Consider the following 17821-nt stretch of genomic DNA (forward strand, 5'->3'; position numbering starts at 1 on the left):
TGCTCCTTTTTAGTGCTTGATGATGTACATACTATGACTATAGGCCACGTCTTCAGGATTGGTGATCGGGTATCCTTTTAGCCATGATTTGATCAATCGGCCATTGGTATATTGATAAATCGGAGCAATTGGCGCTTGTTCGGTAATTATTTTTTCTGCCTGATTGTAATCACGGTTTCTCGCCATTTCATCAGTTTCCTGACTAGCTTCTTTTAGCAATGTGTCATAGGCAGAATTGTGGAATTTAGCGAGATTGCCACTATGCGTTGAAGTCAAAAGAGATAAAAAACTTGATGGCTCATTGTAATCCCCAGTCCAAGATGCTCTGACGACATCAAAATTACCGGTGTTACGATTATCAACATAGGTTTTCCATTCCTGATTAACTAATTTCACCTCAACACCCAGTTTCTTTTTCCACTCTGAACTTATTGCAATAGCGATCCGTTGGTTATTTTCTAAGTTGTTATAAAGCAGGGAAAGTTTTAATGGATTACCGAAGCCATATCCGGCCTCTTTCAGTAATGTTCTCGCCTGATCATCCAATTCCTGTTGGGTTAAAACTTCATGCTGGCTTTTTTCTGGCTGGAATCCAGCAGTGACATCAGGTGTAAAGCGCCATGCAGGTTTTTCGTTCGTTCCCAAGATTTTTCCTGCAATCAGTTTCCTATCTATCGTCATGGAAAGCGCTCGCCTAACGCGAATATCATTGGTGGGTGCCCGCTGTGTATTGAATGCGTAATAATACGTACCTAGTTGATCCGGCGTGAATACTTCTCCTGGGATATCCCGCAATAGTTTCTGATACCTATTTTTAGGGAAAGATTCAGTAATATCCAAATCCCCTGCCAAATAACGCTTGGTCGCGTGGGATTCCTGATTGATAGGTAAAAAAGTGACTTTTTTCAATACAGTACTTTTATGGTCCCAATAATAAGGATTTGGTGTCAGAACAATTTTTTCATTTACAACACGTCCCGTAAGCATAAATGCGCCATTACCAACCAAATGACCGACCCTTGTCCAATCATTCCCATATTTGTCAACACTCTGTTTATGAACGGGATAAAGACTAAAATTGGTTGTCATATTAGGAAAATAAGGAACAGGACGATCTAGGCTGACTTTTAATGTATATGGATCAATCGCTTCCACTCCCAACTTTTCTGATGGTAATTTGCCATCAATAATTTCCTGTGCATTCTGAATGCCTGATAAAGCCGCAAACCAAGAAAAAGAGGATGCATTAGCAGGATTAACCAACCTCCGCCAGCTATAAACAAAATCAGATGCCGTGACCTTGTCACCGTTAGACCAGTGTGCATTCTGCCGTAACGTAAATACCCACGTCTGGTTGTCTGTTGTCTTCCAATCAATAGCAACGCCAGGGATGGGCTCTCCATAAACATCCTGATTCACCAATCCTTCAAGCAGGTCACGCAGCACCTGTGCTTCTGTCAAGCCAAAGGATTTAATAGGATCCAATGATGCAGGTTCATCTTTCAATTGACGAACCAGTTCCTGACGGCCGTCAAGTTGAGTTCCAATAGGTACATTAGCGGCAGAAACAGAAAAAGAAAGTCCAGTCATCAGCAATACAGAGGGAAGCAACTTAAAATTATGCATGAATTTTTGCCTTGTGAGTCTAAAAATTATCCTAAGAATAAATTATAAAACATTGTTAACTAAAGGAAGGCAGAGTATTTCTGAATATCGCGTCTATTTTGGTGGGCAAGATCGCACTCTTCCTTTACACTGATAATGCAGTTTACTTAATCAAGGAATAAAAACCATGACACAAACAGTCAAGTTTCAAGGTAGCGATATCACCATTAATGGAGATTTTCCACAGGTAGGCCAAACAACAAAAGAATTCTCACTGGTAGCTAAAGATCTCGCCGATGTGACACTGAGCCAGTACGCAGGAAAAAGAAAAGTACTCAATATTTTCCCAAGTATTGATACCGGTGTTTGTGCCACATCCGTCCGTAAATTCAATCAAGTTGCCAGCGAACTGAATAATACTGTCGTGCTTTGCATTTCAGCAGACTTACCTTTTGCACAATCCCGTTTCTGTGGTGCTGAAGGTTTGTCAAATGTGGTGATGCTTTCTACATTACGTGGTGGTAAATTTCACGAAGATTACGGTGTTGCGATAAGCCAAGGCCCATTAGTTGGGTTAACTGCACGTGCCGTTGTTGTCTTGGATGAAAATAATCAGGTTATTTATAGCCAGCTAGTTGATGAAATCACCAATGAACCTGACTATGACAGCGCATTATCAATACTAAAATAAAATAAAATTACTTTTGTTTTCCAACATGGCAAACCAATTGTTTTATAGATAAAATTTATTTTCTTGGCGGCGAGCTATTTGTAGTTGCCGCCAACTTATTTTATCAGTACACCAAAAAAATCCTCATTTCAGTAATGATAACTGACAAAATACACAGAAATCATACAACCTAATATCCCCCATAAAAAATAATTTCAAATCAAAATATTAAAAACCACCTATTTCTTAAATTCATTATTTTATTATTTGACAGTCATTTCTATAAATAAAATTAATATCAATATAATTTAATTGAAAAGCAATTAACTATATGAAATAGTTCATTCAAATTAGTAATATGAATTACATGGAAAGGTACATCCTGACTATGGTGAAGGATGATGTTTCACCTACAGGTATCGTTCGAGCAAGGTGAGTTTCAATACACAAATTAGATCTGTGTTCAGGAGAACATTCATTATGCAGAATACTCATAATAACTACTCAAATGGCGAGTTTTCTCTATCTCATACACTTCCTATAGGGTATTGTTTCAACGAATTTAAAATTGAAGAAGTCATTGGCGAAGGGGGATTCAGTATTGTATATCGTGCATGGAATCACCGACTGAGATGCACTATGGCTATTAAAGAATATATGCCTTCTATTCTTGTTGTACGTCGTCAGGATCTAAAGCTAAATCTACGCAGAGCAAGTCTCAAAAAGAGATTTCAGGTCGGGCTACATAATTTTATGCATGAAGCCCATTTGATGTCCTGTTTTAATCACCCCTGCCTGCCACGCTTTCTGCGTTTCTGGCAACAAAATAGTACTGCTTATATTGCAACTCCATTTTACAGTGGGATAACATTAAAAAAATTACAAACGAAATGCCCGAAGATCATCAATCAGAATTGGATTTATAATATGTTGTTTCCTTTGCTTGATGCTATCGATACGCTCCACCAAGCAGGATATCTGCACTGTGATATTTCTCTGGATAATATTCTTATTCAAGATGATCAGTTACCCATATTACTTGATTTAGGCTCTGCCAGAAAAGCAACGGAACGTTTGTCAGATGAAAAGGAAGTGACCATAAGTCCTGGATTTACGGCTGTTGAGCAATACACCGTCAACGAAGAAGGGCAACAAGGTCCTTGGACAGATATTTACTCTCTAGGAGCGGTATTGCATACCTTGATTGTCGGAACCCCTCCCCCAGTCAGTATTGTGCGAAATATTGAAGATAACTATCTGCCATTGAGTAAGCTTTGTCCTGCGGGATATTCTTCATCATTTTTACATATAATTGACCGTACTTTGAAAATAAAACTATCAGAACGCCCATTGTCTATAACAGAACTAATAACGCAGATAAAAGCGTCGACTATAAAGACATGACGAGTCTCTGTATTATTTTAAACCCGACCAAACACCTTTACGGCTTACATTCCTCCCGTAAGTTCAAACAGCGAATAATCACCAGGTAATCCTTTCATTTATGAAGTCCAAAAATTGGCCCCATCAGATAAAATATTTGATGGAGCTAATACTTAACAACAGCTAATTTGATGAAAACTACTCATCATCTTCATGTTCGGCCATCTGTTTTTTCCCGCTTAAACTATATTCACGTAATTTATTCGCGATGGCTGTGTGAGAAACTCCTAGCCGTTTAGCCAGTTTTCGGGTGCTTGGATAATGACGGTAAAGGCGAATGAGTACAGAACGTTCAAAACGTTTACTAATTTCATCCAAAGAGCCTGACAAAATATCGTCACTGAATGCAACCTCTGTCTCTAATTCAGGTAACTGAATATCCTGAGGGCGTAACTGGTGACCTTCAAACTGAGTTAGTGCCCGATAAATAGCATTGCGCAATTGTCTGACATTTCCCGGCCAATGATAACTACACAAAAAGTGTTCCAGTTCATGAGCGAATTTAGGCTTTTCTAACCCCTGTTCTTCAGCAAAGCGGGTAACAAAAAAATCCGCCAACGGCATGATATCCGCCTGACGTTCCCGCAAAGGAGGCAATGTGATAGTCAATACATTAAGCCGATAATAGAGATCCTCCCTGAATTCCCCCTTCTGCACCAGCTCGACCAAGTTTTTTTGGGTAGCGCAGATAATCCTGACATCAACTTTGACTTCATCATCTTCACCAACACGACGAAACGTCCCATCATTGAGAAAACGCAGTAACTTGATCTGCATTTGTGGCGACATTTCACCAATTTCATCCAACAAAACCGTGCCGCCATTAGCCTGCTCAAAAAAACCTTTCTTACCTTCCAGTGCATTCGGATAAGCTCCTGCGGCATAACCGAACAGCTCGCTTTCTGCAACATCATCCGGCATGGAAGCACAATTCAATCCTAGAAAAGGCTGTTTTCTTCTTGAACTCCGCAGGTGGCAAGCTTTGGCAAACTCATCTTTTCCTGTTCCTGTATCACCAATCAGCAATAAAGGTGCATCCAGCATCGCTATTTTACGTATTTGCTCAACGACATGAACCATTTTCGGGCCGACAGCAACAATTTTGTCAAAAGCACTGTCATCGCTCACAGTAAACTTTTTACGCGATGGGACAAGAGCAACACGCGTGGTTGAACGAAGCATAATCACAGCTCCCACACATTTAACAGACTGATTTTCATCCGTTAATTGCATGGGAATAATATCCATGCAGTAATCTTGACCTTTGATGACTAAATTTGCCGAATGAGGTTGATGATGTTCACTCTCAAGCCAGCGGAGGAAATTGTAATTACTGATAAGGTGGCCAATGTTTTTTTGACCAATTCTCTCTTTGTTGAGACCAAATAATACTAAAGATGCCGGATTAACCAGATCAATATTTCCTTTCATATCAATAGAAAATATGGGCTCAGGAACAGACTCCAGCAATGTCCACATTGCCCTGTGCTCTTTTTCTGACGGCATAAAAGCAACCGTCCTGACATCTATTACTCCGTTAATACGGCGAATTTCCGCCATCAATAAGCGAAAGGTGTTGAAATCAATTTGAGTAAAATTAAGGTAAATACGACGTGCAGGAGAAATCTCAATTCCTTTCAGGTCAATATTTCGTAAAACCAATAAATCAAGTAGCTCGCGTGTCAACCCAATTCGATCCTGACAAGTAACTTCCAATCGCATTTATTCCGACCTTATTTACACGATGTTCATAGCCGTCTGAAATGTTACCCGTTACGGTGCAATAGATGAAGCCCCTGTCAGTAAAAGTTGACGATAAAACAGGGCGTCAAAATAACGTGACAGTAACCACTATTTGATTACTGCGCTGTTCTCTGTTCCTTTTACTGCACTTTTCATCTTCGTCGGTAACGTGCTTTTAAGCTGAGTGATCAACTGGTGACGGAAATCCCCCAGTTTTGGCTTATCACTATCAATCCACGGTAAAGGACGGCACAGTTCCATTGCCTTGATACCCAAGCGTGCCGTCAGCAACCCGGCACCAATACCTTGAGCGGCACGTGCCGAAAGCCGGGCAGCAATGTCCTGTGACAGCCAATCCATACCAACTTCCCTGACCAGCTCCGATGCACCAGCAAAAGCTATATTCAACAAAACCAATCGGAACAGGCGAATACGGCTGAAATAGCCCAATTCGATCCCATATAATGCCGCAATGCGATTAATAAGGCGAATGTTTCGCCATGCAATAAAGGCCATATCCACGATAGCCAGTGGGCTGACAGCAATCATTAAAGCCGATTCTGCTGCCGAGCGGCTGATCTCCTTTTTAGCCTGAACATCCAAAACAGGCTGAACATGTTTGCTGTAGAGCATGACGATTTCACGATCATTATGTGTCTCATGTACCGCAGCCTGCCAACGTTGCAATGCCGGATGCTGCTGCCCGATTCCAGCCTGCTCCGCCAGCTTCTCACAAAATTGACGCCCTTTACCTATGCCATGACTTTGCAATAATGACTTCGCTATATCGCGCTCTTCTGTCCGTTGACGCAAACGATAAAGACGCTGCCATTCGCTTATTACAGTACCTATGCCTGCAAAAACAATCATGCTGCCTGCGGCGGCCACCCCCAGCGAAATCCAATCGTGTTGCTGCCATGATTGGTATATCCATTGAATAAACTGCGCAACCACACTAATACCCAACAACAGAACCGCACCAGAAAAAACTTTTCGCCAAAAACTACGCTTTGGTTTCAGAGCGGCATTGACTGCGCCTTCAAACTCGCTTTTTTGCTCTTCTGCTTCCCGTTCAGGCGCGACTGGACAAAACTCATTTTCCTGTCCATTGAATTCTTTCTTAGATTTCAATGAGGGTTCCGACTGGGTCTTTAAACAATCGTCGAAATCAATTCTCGGTTTCAAGGGATCAGTCATGTTAGTTTATCTCCCAATAAAAACTCCATCGCACTGTCCATACGGATGTGAGGTAACGGTGTATCTACATTTACTTGTTTTGGCCGAAAAGATTCAAAATTAAACCCTTGTTTTTGCCAGAAGTCATTGTTCGGTAAACGCTGTGGCACCTCTCCCGGGAAAAACGTCAGCAATTTATCATCTGACAACCGATTTCCCTTGATAGCGGGGATTTTTTCACCATCGTGAAGCACAATACCACTTTCAGTAGCCTGAACAGATGCTAAACCAACACAATCCATGCTGATCCCTTCAAAAGCCGCATTCTGCCACGCTTCCTGAACTAATTGCTGTAAGAGAGATATGAGGTTAGCGTGTTGATCAGCAGTCACGTGATCAGCTTTGCTTGCTGCAAACATCAATTTATCAATGCAAGGTGAAAATAAGCGGCGAAATAAGGTTCGCTTACCATAATGAAAACTCTGCATGAGCTGTGCCAGAGCCAGACGCATGTCGTTAAAAGCCGGTGGACCGCTGTTTAATGGCTGCAAACAATCAACCAGAACAATTTGTCGATCAAAACGAAGAAAGTGCTCTTTATAAAAACCTTTTACAATGTGATCGCAGTAGTAGGCAAATCGTTCCCGCAACATACCAATATTGGTATGTTTATCCGCCTTGGCCAGTTGTGACTCCCCGATGCCGTTAATATCCAGCCACGGAAAAAATTGTAGTGCCGGCGCCCCTGCCAGATCACCCGGTAATATGAAACGACCCGGCTGAATGAAATGCAACCCCTGAGCTTTGCATTGATGCAGATAATGCGTATAAGCCTGTGCGATTCTGGCAAGCAAATTTTCATCGGCAGGTGCCAGGGGATCGCACTGTTGGCATAATTCGAGCCATGGTTTAGCCCAATCTGCCCTTTCCCCTTTCAGCATACCGTTCATCTGTCGTGACCATGCCAGATAATTCTGCTCCAACATCGGTAAATCCAGTAACCATTCCCCCGGATAATCAACGATTTCCAGATACAGGGTGGAAGTTTCTTTGAGATAACGCAGCAGGGAATCTTCAGAGCGATAACGCAGAGCCAGACGGATTTCACTCACGCCCTGCGTTGGTATTGGCCAATAAGGGGGTGTATCGTGCAATGCGGTAATATTTTCATCATAAGCAAAACGGGGAACACCAAAATCCCGTTGAGGCACCCGCTTCACACCAAGTAAACGCCCATCCCGCACAGCAGAAAACAACGGCAATCTAGCCCCGCTGTGGACATGAAGAAGCTGGTTCACCAAAGAAGTAATAAATGCCGTTTTTCCACTACGGCTTAATCCTGTCACCGCCAGCCGCAAATGACGGTCTACTCCACGATTAACAAGAGATTTCAATTCGTTTTGCAACCGTTTCATGTTTCTCCTAAATGGAATACCGTGACTCAATTTATATCCGGCCTGGTAACATCAACAGAATTATTGCCAAAATTTGGCATCCTCACTGTCGTTACTGGCCAGATTTCATATTTATCTATGGCTTAGATGCTATTGCATAAAGTTTGCCACGGTTTAAAGCTGACGAAAACGGCTGCGCACACTGTAGGTATCAGAGGTGATATAGCGCTCCATCTGACGCAGGCGCATTTCACCTGCCCTCAGTTGGTAATCAACCTCATCCAGTATCTTTTGTCCCGATGGCCTCTTATTTATGTCCTCTGCCTGATATCCCGCTGGCGCGGGATCCATAACAAAGGTCAAGATAATATATACCAATACCGTGAAGCCAAATAATCCAAAGAACAACGATAATACCGTGATGGTACGCATGAGCGGAACCGGTACATTAAAATAACTCGCCAACCCAGCACAAACTCCTTTCACCATCCCCTGCTCTGGAAGACGGTAAAGTTTCCGGCGATAAGTATTCGACATTATGATTGCCTCCAGTTTGGATGCTCTGCATCAAGTATCTCTTCCAGCGTTTTAATTCGCTCCTGCATATGCCGTGCATTCTCTGCCAATTGCTCCAAACGCTGAATTTCATTGCTCCCTAACTGACCCCGACTCTGGTTACTATAGTGCAACCACAACCAGATGGGTAAAACAAAAAGCACGAAGAGGATCAGCGGGATTCCAAGAAATATATAGCCCATTATCTTTCCTTAAATGGTGAGTCAATGATTAATCATTGTGAATCTTTGACACTCATTTTAGCTTTCAAGGCTGCCAATTGTGCACTAATTTCGTCATCCGCTTTTAATTCTGTGAATTGCTGCTCCAGTGATTTCTGTTTGCCCAGCCCAATAGCTTCCGCTTCTGCTTCCATATGATCAATTCGACGTTCAAACTGTTCGAAACGTGCCATCGCTTCATCAATTTTACCGCTGTCCAGTTGGCGGCGTACTTCACGGGAAGATGCGGCGGCCTGATGGCGCAGGGTCAGTGATTGTTGTCTTGCACGCGCTTCTGTCAGTTTGTTTTCCAATTCAGTTACTTCCCCTTTAATACGTCCAAGGGTTTCATCCAGAATAGACAGTTCATTTTTCAACGCGTAAATCAAATTACTGATTTTCTGTTTTTCAATCAAAGCGGCGCGAGCCAGATCTTCTTTTTCTTTACTTAACGCCAGTTCGGCTTTTTCTTGCCAGCCTTCTATTTGATTCTCACCAACACCGATACGACGCAAAAGCTGTTTTTTCTCTGCTAATGTGCGGGCCGATGTTGAACGAATTTCCACCAGCGTATCTTCCATTTCCTGAATCATCAGGCGGATCATTTTCTGTGGATCTTCTGCTTTATCCAGCAGGGAAGAGATATTGGCGTTAACGATATCAGCAAAACGAGAAAAAATACCCATAGTCATAAACCTCTTTCATTAGAATGTATGTATGTTATGCCTGTGTACTATTAAAACAGATATACGGTAAGGCACTTAATTAAATACAAGATACATGCCAACTTTCATACCTTGCTTATCCAATTGAATTATTTGATATAATTTCTCTTTAACTTTTTAGCGCTATAGTTTATCGTGGTTAAATTGACCAACTATTGGTGAAAAATACCATGCATCAATTCATTGATAACCTATTAGGCGAAGCAAACTGCTTTATTGAAATTCTGGAGCAAGTCTCTGCACTTGCAAAATTAAATAAACCCGTTTTGGTGCTGGGAGAACGAGGAACCGGCAAGGAATTGATTGCACGTCGTTTGCACTACCTTTCCCCACGCTGGCAAGGCTCTTTTATTTCCCTCAATTGTGCTGCACTTAATGAAAACCTGCTGGATTCTGAGCTGTTTGGCCATGAAGCTGGGGCATTTACGGGTGCACGTTCAAAACATCAAGGACGTTTTGAACGTGCCGATGGGGGAACACTGTTTCTTGACGAACTGGCTACCGCACCTATGCAGGTACAAGAAAAGCTACTGCGGGTAATTGAATACGGTTACCTTGAGCGGGTGGGAGGCAATCAATCGCTACAGGTGGATGTACGATTGATCTGTGCAACCAACGAAGATCTACCTGCCATGGCTGCCCGTGGAAAATTCAGAGCTGACTTGCTCGACAGGCTGGCATTTGATGTTGTTCAAATTCCGCCACTACGCCAAAGGCAGCAAGATATCATGTTACTGGCACAACACTTTGCCATTCAGATGTGCCGAGAGTTGAACCTGTCGTTCTTCCCCGGATTTACCGATGAGGCTAAGCAACAGTTACTTACTTATCACTGGCCCGGAAATATTCGTGAATTGAAGAATGTGATAGAACGCTCTATTTATCGACACAGAGATAATGAAAAAGAATTAGATACCATCATTATCAATCCCTTTGCATCATCACAAATATTTTCTTCACAAATGTCTATTCCTGCGTGTAATCATAACGAAGTGATGCCTTATTCCCTCCCCTGCTTACCTTTTGATTTAAGACAATGGCAAAATGACAGTGAAAAGCAGTTGATTATACAGGCATTGGAAGAAAGCCAGTTCAGCCAGAAAAAAGCGGCAGGGAAACTCAACCTGACCTACCATCAACTGCGTGGATTAATCAAGAAACACCATATCAACATTCATGTCATGGATTAAAAGGGAAGAGGAATTAGAGGATAAAGGGATAAAAAAATAGCCAGCACCCGAGCTGGCTAATAAAAACACTGGAAGCAATGTGAGCAATGTCGTGCTTTTTCTGAGAAAACATATTTAGTATCACAAGATGTCTCTCCAAAGCACGGTATAAATGATAATGTTTCTCAATAGTATTTGTAAAGTATTTTATTGAGAATTTTTCTCATTATAGTGATCTACCCGTTGTTTTTGAGCAGAAAGCGTTAATTAAGTTACAATGCACAAACTCTTTTTTATGATTGATGTTTTATATGCGCTATTTGATTTACTGGATCATATTATTGCTTTCAGCATCCACACTGGCTGCTGACAATGCTATTCCAGAAACGACTAAAGCTACTCACCAAGCGATTCCTGACGACACATTGGATAATTTATCCTATATGTCGGCTGCCTTGCGGCAGAATGGTTTTATTTATTGCGTTAACGGCAATCTGAATACTTTTAACCCTCAGATGGCTATCAGCGGCCTGACTGTGGACACTCTGGCTGCCCAGATTTATGATCGTCTCTTAGGTGTTGACCCTCTGACCTATCGTTTGATACCAGAACTGGCTTCCCGCTGGGAAGTGCGGGACAACGGGGCAACATACCGTTTTTACCTGCGCCATAATGTCGCTTTCCAATCAACGGACTGGTTTACGCCAACCCGCACCATGAATGCCGATGATGTTGTTTTCAGCTTCCGTCGCTTATTCGATAAAACGCACTATTACCATTATGTCAACGGTGGGGATTACCCCTATTTTGATAGTTTGCAATTTGGTGATTCTGTACTGAGTATTCAAAAAATCGATAAATATACAGTCGAATTTCGCCTTAATGCACCTGATGCGTCGTTTCCCTGGCACTTGGCAACTCACTATGCCTCAATATTGTCTGAAGAGTATGGGCAAAAACTGCATAAGATAAATCGGCAGGAACAAATTGATTGGAAACCAGTCGGAACAGGGCCATTCATGCTGGAAGATTATCGGGCGGAACAATTTATTCGACTTATCCGTCATGATAAGTATTGGAAGGGCAAGCCATACATGGAACAGGTTGTTATAGATGCCGGCGCCGGCGGCACAGGCAGAATTTCTAAACTGCTGACGGGGGAATGTGATGTATTGGCCTATCCTCCCGCGAATCAGTTCAGTGTGCTGCATGATAATCCGAACCTGCACCAGACATTACGCTCAGGTATGAATATCGCCTATCTTGCGTTCAATACTAGCAAACCACCGCTGGACAAGCTGGCAGTTCGTCAAGCCATTGCATATGCCATCAATAATCAGCGACTGATGAAATCCATCTATTATGGCACGGCTGAAACGGCTGCCTCAATTTTACCACGCGCATCATGGGCTTATGATAATAGTGCGGAAATAACCGAATATAATCCCGAAAAATCACGAAAAATGCTAACTGAACTGGGATTAAATGGATTAGAACTGACATTATGGGTACCAACGGCTTCACAATCTTATAACCCGAGCCCATTGAAAATGGCAGAACTGATTCAGGCCGATTTGGCACAGGTTGGTATTAAGATGTCTATCCATCCTGTCGAAGGCCGTGCTCAGGAAAACCAACTGATGGATAAAACCCATGACATGACTCTAGCTGGCTGGTCTACTGACAGTAACGATCCTGATAGTTTTTTCCGGCCACTATTGAGTTGTGCAGCCATCGCTTCCCAAACCAATTTGAGCCATTGGTGCGACTCAGCCTTTGATGATGCACTCCATCAAGCTTTATTAAATCAGCAACTTGCATCACGTATTGAAAACTATCATATTGCCCAGAAAATCCTTGCCCAGCAATTACCTGTACTACCATTAGCTTATCCAACACAACTACAGATATTTCGTTATAACATTAAAGGATTAGTATTGAGCCCATTTGGCAATAGCTCCTTTGCTGGAGTCTACCGCGTACAGGAAACGACCACGCCTACTGGAAATAAAAAGGGAAGCAAATGATTATTTATATTCTGCGTCGTTTATTGCTTCTGCTTGTGACGCTGTTTTTTCTTTCATTAATCAGTTTCAGCCTGATGTATTTCACGCCTCATGGACCTTTGAGCGGTGCATCATTGACTGATGCCTATGTGTTCTATCTCCACAGCCTGTTACAGTGGGATTTTGGCATTTCCAGCATTAATGGCGAACGTATTATTGAACAGTTGTACAGCGTTTTTCCTGCAACTATGGAGCTTTGTATTCTCTCTTTTTCTATGGCGTTATTAATCGGCATTCCTTTGGGGATCATTGCTGGCGTCTGGCGCAACAAAAAGGCAGATACAATCATCAGTACATTTGCCCTATTGGGTTTTTCCATTCCTGTTTTCTGGCTGGCCCTGTTACTCACTCTCCTCTTTTCACTGTATTTGGGATGGCTGCCAGTCTCAGGACGATTTGATTTACTGTATCGGATGGAGCAAGTGACAGGTTCCGCACTGGCTGATGCCTGGCTGTCCAAAGAACCTTATCGCAATGAAATGATCGTGAATGTCATTTTGCACATGATCTTACCCGTCATCACACTAGCCGTTGCACCCATGACCGAAGTCATTCGTTTAATGCGCAACAGTGCAGAGGAAGTCTCCGCATCAAACTATATCAAATCGGCAGCCACTCGCGGACTGTCACGATTGACGATTATTCGGCGCCACTTGTTGCATAATGCCCTGCCTCCCATTATTCCTAAACTGGGATTACAATTTTCAACCATGCTCACGCTGGCAATGGTAACAGAGCAGGTATTCAACTGGCCGGGTTTGGGACACTGGCTCATCATCGCCATTCGCCAGCAGGATTATTCAGCCATCTCGGCTGGCGTGATGGTGATCGGAGCTTTGGTTATTTCAGTGAATGTGCTGACTGATATTATTGGCGCGATAGCTAATCCCCTGAAGCATAAGGAATGGTATGCCCTTAGATAATTTCTACCGTGAAAAGAAAATGCCTTCTCCACTGAAAGTTATCTGGCGTTTTTTCTATGCTGATATACTGGCAATGACGGGTTTTTATGGGGTACTGATTTTAATTGCATTAAGTCTTTTGGGTGGACAAATTGCCCCCTATCAACTTGATCAGCAATTTATGTACCAGCTTATGCCCCCGTCATGGTCACACCACGGGAATGTCGCCTTTTTCCTTGGAACTGATGATCTCGGGCGAGATATTTTCAGTCGTTTGCTGATTGGCACGTCTTCCACATTTGGAGCGGCATTAATTGTGACTGCCGCAGCGGCAATTGCTGGATTAGCTATCGGTAGCCTTGCTGGTATGACTCATGGACTGAGATCTGCTGTCTTGAACCATATTCTTGAGACATTACTTTCAATTCCCTCACTGTTACTGGCTATCATTGTCGTGGCTTTTGTAGGAGCCAGTCTGCAACATGCAATGATTGCTATCTGGCTGGCATTACTGCCGAGGATAGTGCGCACAATTTATACTGCTGTACACGATGAGCTGGATAAAGAGTATATTATCGCAGCACGTCTGGATGGTGCTTCAAATTATCGGATTTTGCGATATGCCGTCTTTCCTAATATTACAGCGGCGATAGTCAGTGAATTAACCCGCGCACTCTCTATCGCTATTCTTGATATTGCTGCATTAGGCTTTCTCGATCTAGGTGCTCAATTACCATCACCTGAATGGGGAGCCATGCTGGGGAATTCATTAGAACTCATTTACTCTGCCCCTTGGACCGTCATGTTACCCGGTGCTGCCATTACGCTCAGTGTCTTACTGGTTAATTTACTCGGTGACGGACTGCACCGCGCCATTAATGCAGGAGTCGAATAATGCCTCTGCTCGATATCCGAAATCTCACCATTGAATTTATGACGTCAGAAGGCCCCGTTAAAGTGGTTGACCGTATGAGTATTTCACTGACAGAAGGTGAAATACTCGGATTAGCGGGTGAATCAGGATCTGGTAAAAGTTTGATTGCCAAGGCAATCTGTGGTGTCACGAAAGACAACCTCAGCGTCACCGCAGACCGTTTTCGTTTCAACGACATTGACTTATTGCGCCTGACGTTAAGACAACGTCGGAAAGTCATCGGACACAACATTTCGATGATTTTTCAAGAGCCTCAGTCATGCCTTGATCCATCAGAAAGTATTGGCAAACAGCTCATTCAATCCATCCCGGGCTGGACCTATAAAGGTCGCTGGTGGCAGCGGTTTAATTGGCGAAAACGGCGTGCCATCGAACTACTGCATCGAGTTGGGATTAAAGATCACTATGCCATCATGCACTGTTATCCTTATGAGTTAACGGATGGAGAATGTCAGAAAGTGATGATTGCCATTGCACTCGCCAACCAGCCACGACTGCTGATTGCAGATGAACCCACCAACGCAATGGAGCCAACAACACAAGCCCAGATATTCCGCTTACTATCGAGCCTAAACCAGAACAACAACATGACAATCTTGCTGATTAGCCATGATCTGCAAATGATGAGCAAACTGGTCAAGCGCATTAATGTACTGTATTGCGGTCAAACAGTGGAAAGTGCCACACCCGATGAATTGCTAGTGACACCTCATCATCCTTATACTCAGGCACTTATTCGCTCAATTCCTGATTTTGGCAACAATCCATTGCCTCATAAAGGCCGTTTAAATACTTTATCAGGGGCTATTCCATCACTGGAGCATTTACCGATAGGATGCCGCTTGGGACCTCGTTGTCCCTATGCCCAGAAAACCTGTATTGAAACCCCACGTTTGCGGGGAGTTAAAAATCATTCCTTCGCCTGTCATTTCCCCTTGAACATGGAGGAACAGTAATTGATTGAGACATTACTGGAAGTTAAAAATCTGACTAAAACATTCCGCTACCGAACCGGACTGTTTCGCCATCACCACCTTGATGCTGTAAAGCCCGTAAGCTTTACTCTGCAGCCCAAAAAAACGCTGGCAATCATTGGTGCGAATGGCTCCGGTAAATCCACGCTGGCAAGAATGCTGTCAGGTGTTATCGAACCCACTTCGGGCGATATTCTGATTAATAACCATCAACTGGCCTATGGGGATTACAGTTATCGCAGCCAACGTATCCGCATGATTTTCCAAGATCCCAGTACATCATTGAATCCCCGTCAGCGTATTGGGCAGATTCTAGATGTGCCATTAATCTTGAATACGGAGCTTTCTTCTTCTGAGCGAGAGAAGCAAATCAACCAGACGTTACGTCAAGTTGGTTTGCTGCCAGATCATGCCTACTATTATCCGCACATGCTCGCTTCAGGTCAGAAACAGCGCGTGGCATTGGCACGGGCGCTGATATTACAACCACAGATTATTGTTGCAGATGAAGCATTGGCTTCTCTTGATATGTCCATGCGTTCCCAAATCATTAACCTGATGTTGGAACTACAAGAGAAGCACGGCATTGCCTATATCTATGTCACCCAGCACCTCGGCATGATGAAACACATCAGTGATCAGGTGCTGGTAATGCATCAGGGAGAAGTAGTAGAACGTGGCAATACAGCGGAAGTATTGGCCTCACCATTACACGATATTACGCGTAAACTGATATCCAGCCATTTTGGCGAACCACTGTCCGCCGAAGCATGGCGGCAGGATATCACTTAATATTTTTTTACTACTGGACGTATTTTATTCACTGCTCGGAGCAGAGTGGGAAACTCACCACATTTTTCTCCAGCGTGGTAGAATCATTCCCGTTTATTAACAACAAATACCCTAGTTATAGTAATTATATATTTTTGTTACTCCACAATATAACTCTGGTGTTGACCACTAAGAACAATAAGGATACTGCTATGGGTTTCATGACCGGCAAGCGCATTCTCATTACTGGCGTAGCCAGCAAACTGTCTATCGCTTATGGAATTGCCAAGGCAATGCACGATCAAGGAGCTGAGCTGGCTTTTACCTACCAGAATGACAAGTTAAAACTTCGTGTCGAAGAATTCGCGGCATCATTGGATTCGAACATCATTCTGCCATGTGATGTGGCTGAAGATGAAAGTATTGACGCATTATTCGCTGAACTAGGTAAAGTATGGCCTAAGTTTGACGGCTTTGTTCACTCTATTGGTTATGCTCCTGCTGAGCAGCTTGATGGTGATTATGTTAATGCCGTCAACCGTGAAGGTTTCAAAATTGCACATGATATCAGTGCATACAGCTTCGTCGCTATGGCGAAATCATGCCGCAACATGTTGAATCCTAACTCAGCCCTTCTCACTCTGAGCTATCTGGGTGCAGAACGTGCAATCCCTAATTACAACGTAATGGGTCTGGCAAAAGCTTCTCTGGAAGCTAACGTGCGTTATATGGCGAATGCAATGGGTGCTGAAGGTGTTCGTGTTAACGGTATCTCCGCAGGCCCAATTCGTACACTGGCAGCATCTGGCATCAAAGATTTCCGCAAGATGCTGGCACACTGCGAAGCGGTAACACCTATTCGCCGTACTGTAACAACAGAAGATGTAGGTAATGCAGCAGCATTCCTGTGTTCTGATCTTGCTGGTGGTGTGACAGGCGAAATTATGCATGTCGATGGCGGTTTCAGTATCGCTGCCATGAATGAGCTGGAATTGAAATAATTTCAATAACTCATTGATATCTTAAAATAAGCCTGGTGATAACTGTATTTCTGGGCTTATTTTTTTCCCTCCACCTCTGTATTATCTTCATCTATCCTCATATTGTTCTAATTGAACGCTACCAACAAATCGAATGGCTGAGTTATGTCGCCAGCGAAATACATCGAAGCCTCTGGGCATTCTCCCCAGCAATGGAGGCACCAGAAAGCTATCCTTCGATTACTCGCCATAAATTACTGTAAAAATTTACTTACCTTGATGATATTTTGTCAAGACGCTCGTATATTGCTGGCGATCATTTTACAGTCATAGATGCTTATCTCTTCACAACCTGTGGCTGGACATCTGATATAAAACTGGATTTATCCGAACTCAGCCATTTGAGTGCCTATCTGCAAAATATCAGACAGCGCTCACATGTTCAGGATGCTTTAAAAGCAGAAGGGTTAATTTAAATCTGAGAATTATCGCT

Annotated in this window: 17 protein-coding genes and 1 pseudogene; 11 read left to right on the forward strand and 7 right to left on the reverse strand. The window is 43.1% G+C overall.

All coding sequences use genetic code 11. From position 1 onward, the window contains the following. Positions 1-9: 9 nt before the first annotated feature. A complete protein-coding gene (locus XBJ1_RS10415) occupies positions 10-1626 on the reverse strand; it encodes a peptide ABC transporter substrate-binding protein (protein ID WP_012988893.1) in 1617 nt (538 codons plus the stop codon). Between the two features lie 166 nt (positions 1627-1792). On the opposite strand from XBJ1_RS10415, the gene tpx reads away from it, so the two are divergent. Together tpx and XBJ1_RS10425 are read left to right on the forward strand one after the other, a co-directional pair. Then, a complete protein-coding gene (gene tpx, locus XBJ1_RS10420; protein WP_012988895.1) occupies positions 1793-2296 on the forward strand; it encodes a thiol peroxidase in 504 nt (167 codons plus the stop codon). A gap of 459 nt (positions 2297-2755) precedes the next feature. Then, complete coding sequence (locus XBJ1_RS10425; protein ID WP_012988896.1) at positions 2756-3679, forward strand: serine/threonine protein kinase; 924 nt, start codon at positions 2756-2758, stop codon at positions 3677-3679. Positions 3680-3856: 177 nt separating this feature from the next. Here XBJ1_RS10425 and tyrR read toward each other — a convergent pair whose 3' ends face one another. From tyrR to pspA, 6 genes are all read right to left on the reverse strand, one after another. Beyond that, positions 3857-5440 (reverse strand): transcriptional regulator TyrR, encoded by a 1584-nt coding sequence (tyrR, locus tag XBJ1_RS10430; RefSeq protein ID WP_012988897.1) that lies wholly within the window; start codon positions 5438-5440, stop codon positions 3857-3859. Between the two features lie 129 nt (positions 5441-5569). After that, positions 5570-6658 (reverse strand): YcjF family protein, encoded by a 1089-nt coding sequence (locus XBJ1_RS10435; protein WP_012988898.1) that lies wholly within the window; start codon positions 6656-6658, stop codon positions 5570-5572. After that, the gene (locus tag XBJ1_RS10440; protein WP_012988899.1) at positions 6655-8052 is read right to left on the reverse strand and encodes a YcjX family protein; all 1398 of its coding nucleotides are present in this window, start codon (positions 8050-8052) and stop codon (positions 6655-6657) included. The genes XBJ1_RS10435 and XBJ1_RS10440 overlap by 4 nt, the downstream gene beginning before the upstream one ends. Before the next feature lie 153 nt (positions 8053-8205). After that, positions 8206-8568, reverse strand: a complete 363-nt coding sequence (gene pspC, locus XBJ1_RS10445; protein ID WP_012988900.1) for an envelope stress response membrane protein PspC — start codon at positions 8566-8568, stop codon at positions 8206-8208. Continuing rightward, positions 8568-8789 carry an envelope stress response membrane protein PspB gene (gene pspB / locus XBJ1_RS10450; RefSeq protein ID WP_012988901.1) on the reverse strand — a complete coding sequence of 74 codons (222 nt, stop codon included), beginning with the start codon at positions 8787-8789 and terminating at the stop codon, positions 8568-8570. Before pspB ends, pspC begins: the two co-directional genes overlap by 1 nt. 32 nt (positions 8790-8821) lie before the next feature. After that, positions 8822-9493 carry a phage shock protein PspA gene (gene pspA / locus XBJ1_RS10455; protein WP_012988902.1) on the reverse strand — a complete coding sequence of 224 codons (672 nt, stop codon included), beginning with the start codon at positions 9491-9493 and terminating at the stop codon, positions 8822-8824. Between the two features lie 209 nt (positions 9494-9702). On the opposite strand from pspA, the gene pspF reads away from it, so the two are divergent. The 9 genes and pseudogenes from pspF to XBJ1_RS19890 all read left to right on the forward strand — a co-directional run. Next, positions 9703-10722: a phage shock protein operon transcriptional activator gene (pspF, locus tag XBJ1_RS10460; RefSeq protein WP_012988903.1), complete on the forward strand. Its 1020-nt coding sequence runs from the start codon at positions 9703-9705 to the stop codon at positions 10720-10722. Between the two features lie 290 nt (positions 10723-11012). Further along, entirely contained in the window at positions 11013-12728 is a 1716-nt protein-coding gene (sapA, locus tag XBJ1_RS10465) for an ABC transporter substrate-binding protein SapA (RefSeq protein WP_012988904.1), read from the forward strand. After that, positions 12725-13690: a putrescine export ABC transporter permease SapB gene (gene sapB / locus XBJ1_RS10470; protein ID WP_012988905.1), complete on the forward strand. Its 966-nt coding sequence runs from the start codon at positions 12725-12727 to the stop codon at positions 13688-13690. Before sapA ends, sapB begins: the two co-directional genes overlap by 4 nt. Then, positions 13677-14564, forward strand: coding sequence for a putrescine export ABC transporter permease SapC (gene sapC / locus XBJ1_RS10475; RefSeq protein WP_012988906.1), 888 nt, complete (start codon positions 13677-13679; stop codon positions 14562-14564). Before sapB ends, sapC begins: the two co-directional genes overlap by 14 nt. Continuing rightward, positions 14564-15559, forward strand: coding sequence for a putrescine export ABC transporter ATP-binding protein SapD (gene sapD, locus XBJ1_RS10480; protein ID WP_012988907.1), 996 nt, complete (start codon positions 14564-14566; stop codon positions 15557-15559). Before sapC ends, sapD begins: the two co-directional genes overlap by 1 nt. Then, positions 15560-16369: a putrescine export ABC transporter ATP-binding protein SapF gene (sapF, locus tag XBJ1_RS10485; RefSeq protein ID WP_012988908.1), complete on the forward strand. Its 810-nt coding sequence runs from the start codon at positions 15560-15562 to the stop codon at positions 16367-16369. Positions 16370-16560: 191 nt separating this feature from the next. After that, a complete protein-coding gene (fabI, locus tag XBJ1_RS10490) occupies positions 16561-17349 on the forward strand; it encodes an enoyl-ACP reductase FabI (protein WP_012988909.1) in 789 nt (262 codons plus the stop codon). 35 nt (positions 17350-17384) lie between these two features. Continuing rightward, entirely contained in the window at positions 17385-17591 is a 207-nt protein-coding gene (locus XBJ1_RS21450; protein ID WP_012988910.1) for a hypothetical protein, read from the forward strand. A gap of 15 nt (positions 17592-17606) precedes the next feature. Beyond that, positions 17607-17804 (forward strand): annotated as a pseudogene (locus tag XBJ1_RS19890) (glutathione S-transferase C-terminal domain-containing protein); the annotation flags it as partial. Between the last annotated feature and the right edge of the window lie 17 nt (positions 17805-17821).

This window comes from Xenorhabdus bovienii SS-2004 (assembly GCF_000027225.1).
In the GTDB taxonomy this organism is placed as follows: domain Bacteria; phylum Pseudomonadota; class Gammaproteobacteria; order Enterobacterales; family Enterobacteriaceae; genus Xenorhabdus; species Xenorhabdus bovienii_C.